The sequence below is a fragment of the Shewanella aegiceratis genome (genome assembly GCF_019457495.1).
Classification (GTDB): domain Bacteria; phylum Pseudomonadota; class Gammaproteobacteria; order Enterobacterales; family Shewanellaceae; genus Shewanella; species Shewanella loihica.
This window is the reverse complement of sequence record NZ_CP080416.1, coordinates 255,168-266,191: the sequence shown is the minus strand read 5'-3', so window position 1 is coordinate 266,191 and position 11,024 is coordinate 255,168. Positions and strand designations below refer to the sequence as shown.

Below are 11,024 nucleotides of genomic sequence, written 5' to 3'. Positions count from 1 at the left end.
ACGCTTTTGGCTCTCGGCGGCATGGACGCCGCCGTGAAGCCCACATGGAAGTGCTCGTGGTGTGCCAAAAGAGTGCTTGCACATAAGCCTGCCGCAGGCAATTGATGAAGGTGAAGGTACGAGCTTCAATTTGCCTTCACAAGTAACAACATCCCTGTGATCACGACATTCACACATCCATATACAGCACCCGCCGGTGCAGGCGCTAAGTATCTGAGAAGGTTCGACCTTCAAAACCCGATCAAATACCAACTCGGCCAGGCTCCAAACAAAATGCCCAGCCTTCATTGCAAGGCTACTCGTGGCCCCATGGAGTAGGCGGCAAGGCAACCGGCTTGGTCAGATCAAACGTCACCTTAAAGTCACGATTCTCCCGGGTGAGGCGATAGATAAACTGGCTTTCGGTGATCCCCATGTGCCACACATTGGTGACCGATTGGGTCAGTCCATTTTGTTTGAAGTTGTCGATAGAGTAGGCATCGACCGGGAAGGATTGCAGCTCGGCCCTGCCGCCATCTTGGGTGTCGCCGCCATACATGGTGACCTTGTCTTCGCTGCCATCTTGATGTCTGTGGTCATGCTTGAGGCGCAGCCCTGTGTCTGTCTTGGTGATCACCCAGGTACGGGAGTGATCCTCACCCACATGAAACGGCACCTTGAGCTCGCTGTCGCTACACTCGCGCACATGCATCACCAGACGCTTGCCACTGAAGGCCGAGTCGGCGCTGTTGCCCGCCGTCACCTTGCCCTCGAAGGCCTGGCCGCAATGGGCGGCAATCGCATCGAAAAATTGACTCTGCTCGGTCGTGGTCGCCATTGCAGGGGCGGCTAACAATAGGGCGGCGCTAACACCAAGTGATTTGGCGCCAAGAGATAGTGATAGGGATTTAGTCATCTTGTTTTTATGCTCCATCAAATTGAACCTTCACACTAGCACGAACAGATAAATTGAAGCTGAATAAAAAAAGCCCCCGAAGCCGAGGCGACGGGGAAAGGTTTACAGGATAACTATGTTTAGAAAAGCTATGGTTAAAACTATGCTTGGTTAATGATTCGATTCAAGGATTAGGCTTTCTCCACCCGCACCGGAATACCGTGACGGCAGTTGGCTCCAGTCCAGTAATCGTTGAGCATACTGGCGGCGCCGTTGCGGGTCGGATCCGCCGGGATCATCTGGTTAACCGCCGTGCCGCCGGCGCGATTGGCGATTCCCGCTAACTTCTCGCCGTTGATGATGCGATCGTCACCGCCGAAGCCCTCGCTATGACCAAAGCCGTGAGAGACACAGACAGCCCCCTTGGCGACCCCCACATCCGTCTGCAGGGTGCCGACGCAGGGCTTGCCATTGGCGGTTACTATGCGCACGCTATCGCCATCCTTTAGCCCCTGGGCCTTGGCGGTATCTGTGTGCATATAGACGAAGTTGGTGGGACTGATCTCACCGATCCGCTTGAAGGCCACCGCATAGTTAGAGCGCACCGTCGCCTTGTAGCTGGAGAACAGCAGCGGATATTCGCTCTGGGGCCAATGGCTCTCCCAGGTATCGCCGTTCCAGAACTTATGTTCCTGCAGGGTCGGCGTGCCTGGGTAAAACTCACCCGAGTAGGCATGACGCAGCTGCGCTACCTCCTGATGATAGATCTGCAGACATTTAGGCCCGGCGCCCTTGATGAAGTCGCCTTCATAACGGTCATCCTCCTGATAGTAGCCACCGCGTGACAGCAGGGCCTCGACCTTGGCGGCCTCGTCGGCGGTAAGTCTTGGCTTGAGCGGCTTCATGGCATAATCCAGCCCGGCCCACAGGCGATCTTCCTCGGTCACCTTAGGTAGCTGTTCACACTGCGCCGCCACGTTGGCCAGGTATCTGGCGTGCCAATCCTCGAAGGTTAACAGGTCCACCTTACGGCCATCGCTGGTCGCCAGGGCGCCCTTACCGAAGCCAGGCAAATCGAGTTTGAGGGCGATATCGATCAGCAACTGCTCCATGCAAATATGCTCACCCGCCTCATTTTTCTCGGTTCTCGGAGTCACCACAGGCGATGCCGCCACCACGCCCAGTTTATGGGCGCCCCACATGCGATCCGCCGCATATTCTTCAAGCATGGAACGGTCCGGGATCAGGTAATCGGCGTAGCGGTTGGTCTCGTTCATGTGACAGTCGATCCCCACCACCAGCGGCAAGCGCTTAGGATCGGCGATGCTGGCCACCACCTCCTGACTGATCGACGCCGCGCTGTAGAGGAAGTTGTTGCGCCAGTTGAACAACACCTTAGCGCTGTAGGGGTCGCCGTTGGCATGGCTGGTCCACTGCTCGGCCGCATTCATGGCGGGCAGCACCTCGTGCCAAGGGGTACTGGCGGGATAAGGGTTCTTGCCCTGCTCCACCTTAAGACGATATTCGGTCGAGGCCTCGTAGGCACCATCGCGACAGGCGTTGACGATACCATCCAGCGACACGCCACCTTCTATGTTGGCCAGATCATACAGACCTTCCATGCCGCCGATAGGGCCATTGCCATAGATGGCGCCGCCCTTAGCATCGTGGGAACCCGCCAGGGTATTAAGCGTCGCCCAGATCCAGCCCATCACAAAACCGTCAGATGAGTTGGTGCCGCCGTTGCCTGCCACACAGGCCTTGCGGCCATAGTGCGCCAGGTCTTTCGCTACCTGACGCATCTCTTTGATCGCAATGCCACTGCGCTTGGCATACTCCTCCATACTGGTACGTTGCGCCTCGGCCCGTAGCAGATAGAGAGAAGACATCAGCGTCACCTTACGGCCACGGCTGTCGGTGACACGTTTGCTGACAAACAGCTCGGCCTTGTCGCCTGACTCCGCCGACGCTAAGGTCTGAGTGCCCGCCTTGATGATCAGTGCCTCGTCACCACCCAAACCGAAATCTTTTGCCTTGGCAAACTTGCGATACTCTGGATGCTTAGGATCCATCACCACCAGATGACCGGCGTTGGTGTAGTTAAGCTCACCCGCGGCCTCGGCCGCCTTCTGGCTCGGATTTTCCAGGTGCGACTTGTTAAACCACTGCTCCTCGAGCATGGTACGGATCACCCCAAAGGAGAATGCCGCATCCTGACCGGGTTTGACCGGTAGCCAGGTGGCATTGGTATCGGCGGCGACCGTGGTACGCAGCAGGGGGTCGACACACACATATTTAAAGCCACGGTCCACACGGCTGCTGGCAAGACCTCGACCGACGCGGTTCAGGCTGACACCCGATGAACCAGGGCTGGTGCCCATAAACAGGCCATACTCGACGTTTTCCCAGTCGACATCGTTGAGCCATTCTTCGAATCCGGCCGCCATCCCCAGGCTATAACCCGTTGCCTGGGCGGCGCCGCAGTAGGCGTGTTTAGTCCCCAGGTTAACCGTGCCCCATGACTGCATCATGAAGCGAGAATAGAAGCTTCCGCGCAAATAATCTTCTGCGCAGAAGGTGGCAAATAGCTGATTCGCCTTGCTGCCAAATTCGCTATGGCCCGGCTTCACCTCCTGATCCAGCTGGCGAATGGCGCGCAGCCCATCCACATGGCCTTCGCCGAAGAGATCGCCCCCCTCGATGATCTCGGCAAGTGCCTGTTCATAGCTGATGGTGACCCACTCACCACCGCCGCGCTTACCCGCGCGTTTCAGCACCCGAGTCACCCGGCGCTCATCGTCAACCGAGTCGACGCAGCTGGCCCCCTTGGCACAGGTGGTGGCGCGATTCTTCAGCCCCGCCTCACCCGCCAAGGCGATAAAGCTCTGCTTCACCTCTGTGCTCAGCGGCAGTGGTGAGCCAGAGTTGTTCTCACAATAGGGGTTGCCCCCCACCTTCAAGACTCTGTCTGTCTTCTCATCCACACGCACCCTGAGGCCGCAGATGTTGTAACAACTAAAGCAGCGGGAATAGACGGTGCGCACCCCCTCAGTCTTTTGCCATTTGCCCTCGCCATCGAAGCCCCCTTCGGCAGCTACGGGATGACCGAAGCGTGAAATGTCCTGGGTCTTCTGAGGCTCAGACTCGGCATCGACTCGACTGCAGGCGGCACCTGTGATGGTCGCGGCAGATACCAGACCGGCTTGAGTTAAAAACTTACGTCTATCCATCTTTGACTCCTAGCGCTGCCAATCGAGATAATTGAGATTCAAAATGGCTTGATCATCGGTCGATGTCGGTAAGCCAATGTAGAAGATGTTGGGCGAGGTGCCAGCCTCGGACAGCATGGCGTAGACCTTGTTGTCCCGCACCAGCTTAGAGACCTGGCTGTCGGGATCGTTGAGGTCGCCAAAGGTACGGGCGCCGCCGATACAGGTCTCGACGCAGGCAGGCAACAGCCCCTGAGTGACGCGGTGAATACAGAAATTACACTTCTCGGGCGGGTTATCCAGGCTCTCATCTTTGCGGCGTGCGCCATAAGGACAGGCATCGACACACAGCTGGCAGTGAATGCACTCTTCGTGGTCGATCACCACTATGCCATCTTCCTTACGCTTGTAGGTCGCCTCCACCGGACAGACCTGAGTGCAGACAGGATTATCACACTGGTTACATTGGTTCGGCACCGCAAGGGTGGCGATGCGCTCACCTAAGCTCAGGCTAGCCTGATTGACGCGGGTACGGCATCGACCCGCATCGGTTTGATTTTCAACGGAACATGAAACGGTACAAGAGAGACAGCCGGTACAACGTCTGACGTCAAACACCATGGCATAGCGTTTTCCAAGGGTTTTCGCTTGTAGCGTGCTGGCGGGCACCAGTGAGAGCAGAGCTCCACCTGCCGCCATTTTTAATATCGAGCGCCGATCTAACATAACGAGATCCTTAACTATGTTTTTCTAAAATAAAAACATGACTTCTGGAAGGTTTCTTATTATTTAAAATACACACGCAATAATAAAACTTGCAACAGACAATAAAGCTATAAACTGAAAACTAAATAGAGATCACGATTCAAATAAAAATATAAATCCAATGAAATTATTTATAGAGAGCGGGTATAATAGAAGCGATAAAAAGACGAACATCTCATATTAAAAATAAATTTAAATTTGATGAAATAAAATCGAAAGTTCACAAATCGAACAGTTATCCCGCCCAAACAGTAGCTTAGGCGCGCCCTAGAGATAGCAAGGCCTAGCCTATAGCCCGCCTACAAGTTGTTCGTTCGTACCAGTTAGCCTGAAAGATATATAAATCCTGCAAATTTTAAATATCGCATTTTGCAAAATGCAGATATTAAAACATGAGAAGTAATGCAAACTTTAAATAATGGCCATATTAAAAGTGTGACTTTCAACACTGAACGTGTGTAGATATATATAGATGATAATAACTCAATATATTTACCCAGTTCACAACCATGAATAAGATTGACCAACTTAATTACAATCAATTAAAAGTGTTCATCGCCGTCTATGAACACGGGCAGAGTCATCAGGCTGCCAATGAACTGGGTATTACGCCTTCAGGTGTGAGCCGCACCCTAAAGATCTTAAGAGACATATTTAAAGACTCGCTCTTTATTCGTCGCTGTTCCGGTTTCGTCGCGACAGAGAAGACCCACCAGCTGATCCCTATGGCCAGAGAATTGGTGGCCCACTATCAAAAGCTCGAGATGCAACACTCGGTATTTACCCCGGCTGAATCGGGCGGCCAATATGTTATTCACGCCTACGATGAGTTCATCTACCCAGTACAACAGGTGATCCGCAACGAGATCCTCACCGAGGCGCCCAACATGAAGTTTGATGTCAGGGTGTTGACCCAAGACTGCAGCAGCGATCTCGCCAATGGCGATGTCGATTTCGTGGTGGTCTATGAAGGCTTCAACGGTAAGAACCTCAACGCCGAGATGTTTTCCGCCACCGATAATCTCTACATCCTGGCGCGCAGCGGCCATCCGATCCTCAAGCAGGAACTCACCCTGGACAACATCACCCAATATGCCTGCCTAGAGATAGACAACTATGACGACCTGAGTTGCCCGCTGCTGGTGAACCTCTGCCGCGAAGAGGAGCTGTGCATGGAGGTCGACGGCTATACCGACAGCGTGGCCACCGCCATGCGCCTACTGAGCGAATCTGATGCCATCACCTTAGTTTGCAACGAATTTACCCGCCAGTTCGTCGACATGTTACCCGCAGTGCAGTGGGTCAAGCTGCCCGAAGAGCTGGCCAAGCGTTGCCGCATTCGTCGCCGGGAAAACCGCGAGATAGGCAATTACCTCTTATATGGCAACGTCAATCAGTCGGCCGCCTTCAACTGGGTGAAGTCAAAGCTCATCTGCGGCCTGGAAAGCGCCTGGCGCAGGGCGGCAGAACGCTGACAAGGATTTTGATGGCGAGACCGACAAGCTACCTGAGGCACTCTTGCATACCCCTTTCGCAGCTGGTCTTGCCATCTTTTTAAATCGAAAAACGATAACAAAACAGGTATGCAGCGAGTCTTTGACTCACAAACATTTGAGCAATGTCTGTAAAAAGCGTCTTAAGACGCATCAAGATGGGGAACACTTATGAAAATGAACAGACGCACCTTCTTGCAAGGTGTCGGAGCCAGCTCCGTCGTCGGCTCGCTATCCGGTCTTATGCCCGGCATAGCCAGTGCAGGCGAAAAAGGCGGCGCGCCCGACAAACTCTTGAAACGCCAAGGAGAAATTAAGTACCACACCTGCCAACGTAACTGCGCCGACCGCTGTCTGTTGAAGTTCACGGTACAAAACGGCCGCATGACCTACGTGGAAGGCGCTTCAGAACTGAAGAAGATGGGCACCTCTCCCTGCGTGAAGGGCCATGCCTATGTGCAATACACCTATGCCGCCGACCGTATCCTGCACCCGATGGAGCGCGCGGGCAAGAAGGGCGAAGGCAAATGGCGCCGCATCTCCTGGGATGAGGCCTATGACAAAATAGCCAGCCGTCTGCAGCAGATCATCAAAGATCACGGCGCCGACTCTATCCTGCCCTACAGCTACTCGGGCCACGAAGGGGTTATCGGTAAATACGGCGGACCTAGCCGCTTCTTCAACGCCGTAGGTGCCCGCAAGCTCGACCGTAAGGTGTGTGTGTTCGCCGCCTATGAAGGCTTGAAGTCGGTAACTGGTACCTACCAGGGCCCGGATCCATACGACAACATCTACACCAACTGCTACATCTCTTGGGGCCAAAACGAGACGGCCACCAACGTACACGGCATCAAGTTCATCAACCAGGCTCGTGACCGAGGTGCCAAGCTGTTGGTGGTTAACCCTGTGCGCACCCCTATCGCCTCTCAGGCCGATATCTGGTTGCAGCCTAAGCCGAGTACCGACACCCACCTGGCGACAGGTATCATGAAGTACCTGATAGAGCATGACCTAGCGGATCTCGAGTTCATCAAGGCCAACACCCTTGGCTACGACCAGCTGCTCGAGCGCCTCAACACCATGAGCTACGAAGAGATCGAGCGTGTCACCGGCGTGCCTAAGGCCAAAATGTTCGAATTCGCCCGCGTCTATGGCGAGTCAGAGCTTTCTGTACTGCGCCTGGGTTACGGTATGCAGCGTAACTACAACGGCGCCCGTATGTCTCGTGCCATCGCCATGATGCACGCGGTTGCCGGCCAGTACGGCAAGATAGGTAACGGCTTCATCTATGACAACACCCAGGCCGATGACAGCCTGAACTACAGCAAGGGCCGTGCGGATCATATCCACCCGAACCCAGACACAGTTGGCCACGTCAACATGACGGAGATCGCCAAGGCGCTCGACCCAGAGAATCCAATGGCCTATGGCAAGCCGATCAAACCGATTAAGGCGGTGATCAACTACAACGGTAACTTCGTCTCGGTTGCTCCCGACTCGAATGCCTGTCGCCGCGGCGCGATGCGTGATGACCTCTTCCTGGTGGTTCACGACTTCTTGATGACAGATACCGCAGAGCTGGCAGACATTATCGTACCGGCAGCGACCCAGTTCGAGTTCCCAGACATGGGTACCGACTACAACTGCTACCACATGCAGACCTCTGAGAAGGTGATCGAGCCCCTCGGCGAGTCTAAAGACAACTGGATCTTCTTCAAGGAGCTGGGCGCCCGCATGGGACTAGACCGCTTCCCTGAGATGCGTGTGGACTATGAGCAGATCCTGCGTGACTTCCTCGACACGGAAGAGCCTGCCTTCAGACATAACAACATCACCTATGAGCAGATCATTCGCGACAAGTTTGTCACCGTCTATGACCAACGTCCTTACTTCGGCGACGGCAAATATAAGACGCCAAGCGGCAAGATCGAATTCTACTCAGAAATGATGAAAGAAGCCGGCTACCACCCGGTTATCGACTTCGGCCTGCCGGAAGATGAGATGGTACAGGAAGAGAAGACACTGCCGTTCCGTCTGCTGTCTCCTGCCATTCCGCAGCGTGCCAACAGCTCTTTCTACAACGTGAAGTACATTCGTAATTTCCCGGCCTACTTCGCCAAGATCAACGCCGAAGATGCTAAAGAGTTAGGCATTCAGAACAACGACAGGGTAAGGCTCAGCAACCAACGTGGTGAGGCCCACTTTATCGCTCAGGTCTCTACCCAGGTGGTCAGAGGGACTGTCATGGCGCCGAAGAATAACTGGCGTCGTATGGACCCACAGGGCAAAGACAGCTGTACCAACAACCTCACCACCGACACCTTGACCGATATGGGTGGATGCTCTGCGTATCATTCCACTCGCGTCGCGATTGCCAAAGCCTAAGGAGTAAACGATGTCGTTAAATAAGAAAGTGGGCTTTGTGTTCAGACAAGAAAACTGTGTCGGTTGCGGTGCCTGTACCGTTGCCTGCCAGATCCACAATGAACTGCCCGAGAACCATAGATTCCGTAAAGTCGATCGCTATGAAGTGAAGCGTGACGATGGCGCCATCGATGTCTGGCTATCTCACGCCTGCATGCACTGCGAAAACCCAGCCTGCCTCATGGTCTGTCCAGCGAAAGCCTACCATGTGCGCGATGACGGTATCGTGGTACTGGACCGTGAGAAGTGCACGGGTTGTGGCCTGTGTGCCAGCGCCTGTCCTTACGCGGCTGTCAGTATCCGCGAGGACGACGGCAAGGCAGACAAGTGCAACATGTGTGTGGAACTGCTGGACCGCGGCATGAAACCCGCGTGTGTGAGTGGCTGCCCGGTAGAGTGCCTGGATGTCGGCAATCTGCAAGAGGTGCTCAAGCGTCCATCGGCAAGCAAACAAGGCATAGGCTATGGCGATTGCATCACCAAACCTAACCTAGTGATCATTAAGGAACGCGCATAATGACAGCAGAATATGGCCCAACGGCAATGGCTTACCATGCCTTCAAATCTATGATGTTCGCGCCCTCGGATACTCAGGCTCTCGCAGGCTTAATCGCCTACCTGGAGCAGGAGTCGCCAGACAGCCCGCTACTCATAGAGGCACGCAAGTTCAGTGACGACGCATCCGAATTGGAGTTTGATTTTAATCGCATGTGTATCGGGCCATACAAGCTGTTAGTCGCCCCCTATGAATCGGTTTACCTCAGTGGCAATCATCAGATCTTCACCGAGGAAACCGTCAGGGTGGCCGAGTTCTACCAACAAATTGGTCTGGTCATCGACGATAGCTTCAACGAGCCGGCCGACTTTATCGGTAACGAACTCGAGTTCCTTTACTGCCTGCACGCCATGGCCGCCGAGCAACAAGCGCTGGAAAACAGCGAACATGTCGAGGCGCTCAATGAACTCGCGGCGGAGTTTATCCAAACCCATCTCGGGCGTTGGATCACTCCATTCTGTGAGGGCATTGCCAAACATGCGAAACAGCCTTTCTGGCCGCTGTTGGCTCACGAGCTACTGCAGTTTATCAATCAACAACTTCAAGCGGCGCCCAGCCTAGACGGCGCCGAATGATCGACGAGTCTGCCTGGCGACAGGCAGATTCCAACGCGACAAGCGATGTCGCAAGGAGTTTTCAATGAGTAAAGCAATAAGATGGTTAAGCCTTATTGTGCTCGGTCTGTTTGCATCCAGTTATGCACTGGCCGAAGAGACCGCCACCCTGCAGCCGCAGCAGTGGCAAACCATTCAGGAGCACGCCATCTCTGGTGATATTCCTGAGATCCGTGGCCTACCGACTCAGCCTGAGCTGCTGATGCCAGCGTCGATTCCACAGCAAGCCGACGAGTCGCTGCTGGGCTACCTGGGCGCGACCGATACCATCGCCTTCGCCCTGTTTGCCAGCTTGTTTGGCGTAACCGCCCTCTTCATCCTATTCGTGGTGGTGAACGGCGTCTCTAAACTGGACCATGGCTTCTCGGGTAAGCTGATCAAGCGTTGGTCAGGCCTTAGCGTCAGTGTGCACTGGCTGGGTGCCATCCCTTGCATCCTGCTGATCCTCACCGGCCTGGTGCTCGGCGGCGGCCGCTTCTACTTCGAGCCTGGCATGAACGCGGGTTCCTGGTCGGCCCTGGTGGGCCTATCCAGCAGCCTACATGAGTTGATGGCCTTCCCCTTCATCCTCGGCTATGTGCTGATGGTACTGATGTGGGCGCCTAAGCAGTTCCCCGCAAGCTATGACCTGAAATGGTTTGCCGTACTGGGCGGCTACATCAACTTCGGCAAGAAGCAGCACCCCGATGCAGGCTTTGCCAACGCGGGTGAGAAGCTGTGGTTCTGGGTATTCGCCCTGTTCGGTGGTGTCATGGTGGTCTCTGGCCTGGCGATGATGTTCCCCGAGACCTATGGCGTCACCAAGAACACGGCCAATCTGATGCTGGTATTGCATATTGCCTCAACCGTCATCATCAGCGCCTTCTCTGTGGTGCATATCTTCATGGCGACCGTGATGTCCGAAGGCGGCATGTCAAACATGACCTCTGGCTACTGTGACGAAAACTGGGCAAAACAGCATCACAACCTCTGGTTCGCCGACCTGAAGAAGGCAGGCAAGGTTTAACCAAAACCCGGCCCATGGCAGATGTCATGGGCCTATTAACTCCCTTTTTTTAAACGCCTGCGGCGCCCCTATCCTCCATCGAC

8 protein-coding genes are annotated in these 11,024 nt (G+C 54.7%); 5 read left to right on the top strand and 3 right to left on the bottom strand.

Going from position 1 to position 11,024, the window contains the following annotated elements; genetic code table 11:
* Positions 1-295: 295 nt before the first annotated feature.
* The 3 genes from K0H80_RS01290 to K0H80_RS01280 all read right to left on the bottom strand — a co-directional run bounded on the left by K0H80_RS01290 (position 296) and on the right by K0H80_RS01280 (position 4,809).
* Positions 296-895, bottom strand: coding sequence for a hypothetical protein (locus tag K0H80_RS01290; protein WP_220072819.1), 600 nt, complete (start codon positions 893-895; stop codon positions 296-298).
* A gap of 170 nt (positions 896-1,065) precedes the next feature.
* Complete coding sequence (locus tag K0H80_RS01285; RefSeq protein WP_220072818.1) at positions 1,066-4,104, bottom strand: molybdopterin dinucleotide binding domain-containing protein; 3,039 nt, start codon at positions 4,102-4,104, stop codon at positions 1,066-1,068.
* Positions 4,105-4,113: 9 nt separating this feature from the next.
* Complete coding sequence (locus tag K0H80_RS01280) at positions 4,114-4,809, bottom strand: 4Fe-4S dicluster domain-containing protein (protein ID WP_011864051.1); 696 nt, start codon at positions 4,807-4,809, stop codon at positions 4,114-4,116.
* A gap of 548 nt (positions 4,810-5,357) precedes the next feature.
* On the opposite strand from K0H80_RS01280, the gene K0H80_RS01275 reads away from it, so the two are divergent.
* The 5 genes from K0H80_RS01275 to K0H80_RS01255 all read left to right on the top strand — a co-directional run bounded on the left by K0H80_RS01275 (position 5,358) and on the right by K0H80_RS01255 (position 10,941).
* Complete coding sequence (locus K0H80_RS01275) at positions 5,358-6,323, top strand: LysR family transcriptional regulator (RefSeq protein WP_144203881.1); 966 nt, start codon at positions 5,358-5,360, stop codon at positions 6,321-6,323.
* Between the two features lie 189 nt (positions 6,324-6,512).
* A complete protein-coding gene (locus K0H80_RS01270; protein WP_220072817.1) occupies positions 6,513-8,726 on the top strand; it encodes a molybdopterin-dependent oxidoreductase in 2,214 nt (737 codons plus the stop codon).
* 10 nt (positions 8,727-8,736) lie between these two features.
* Positions 8,737-9,282, top strand: a complete 546-nt coding sequence (locus tag K0H80_RS01265; protein ID WP_041511798.1) for a 4Fe-4S dicluster domain-containing protein — start codon at positions 8,737-8,739, stop codon at positions 9,280-9,282.
* The gene (locus K0H80_RS01260) at positions 9,282-9,896 is read left to right on the top strand and encodes a TorD/DmsD family molecular chaperone (RefSeq protein WP_011864047.1); all 615 of its coding nucleotides are present in this window, start codon (positions 9,282-9,284) and stop codon (positions 9,894-9,896) included. Before K0H80_RS01265 ends, K0H80_RS01260 begins: the two co-directional genes overlap by 1 nt.
* A 64-nt stretch (positions 9,897-9,960) precedes the next feature.
* Entirely contained in the window at positions 9,961-10,941 is a 981-nt protein-coding gene (locus tag K0H80_RS01255; RefSeq protein ID WP_011864046.1) for a formate dehydrogenase subunit gamma, read from the top strand.
* Positions 10,942-11,024: the final 83 nt, after the last annotated feature.

Coding starts and splice junctions, on each gene's coding strand:
- K0H80_RS01290 (WP_220072819.1), bottom strand. CDS start 895: ATGACTAAATCCCTATCACTATCTCTTGGCGCCAAATCACTTGGTGTT.
- K0H80_RS01285 (WP_220072818.1), bottom strand. CDS start 4,104: ATGGATAGACGTAAGTTTTTAACTCAAGCCGGTCTGGTATCTGCCGCG.
- K0H80_RS01280 (WP_011864051.1), bottom strand. CDS start 4,809: ATGTTAGATCGGCGCTCGATATTAAAAATGGCGGCAGGTGGAGCTCTG.
- K0H80_RS01275 (WP_144203881.1), top strand. CDS start 5,358: ATGAATAAGATTGACCAACTTAATTACAATCAATTAAAAGTGTTCATC.
- K0H80_RS01270 (WP_220072817.1), top strand. CDS start 6,513: ATGAAAATGAACAGACGCACCTTCTTGCAAGGTGTCGGAGCCAGCTCC.
- K0H80_RS01265 (WP_041511798.1), top strand. CDS start 8,737: ATGTCGTTAAATAAGAAAGTGGGCTTTGTGTTCAGACAAGAAAACTGT.
- K0H80_RS01260 (WP_011864047.1), top strand. CDS start 9,282: ATGACAGCAGAATATGGCCCAACGGCAATGGCTTACCATGCCTTCAAA.
- K0H80_RS01255 (WP_011864046.1), top strand. CDS start 9,961: ATGAGTAAAGCAATAAGATGGTTAAGCCTTATTGTGCTCGGTCTGTTT.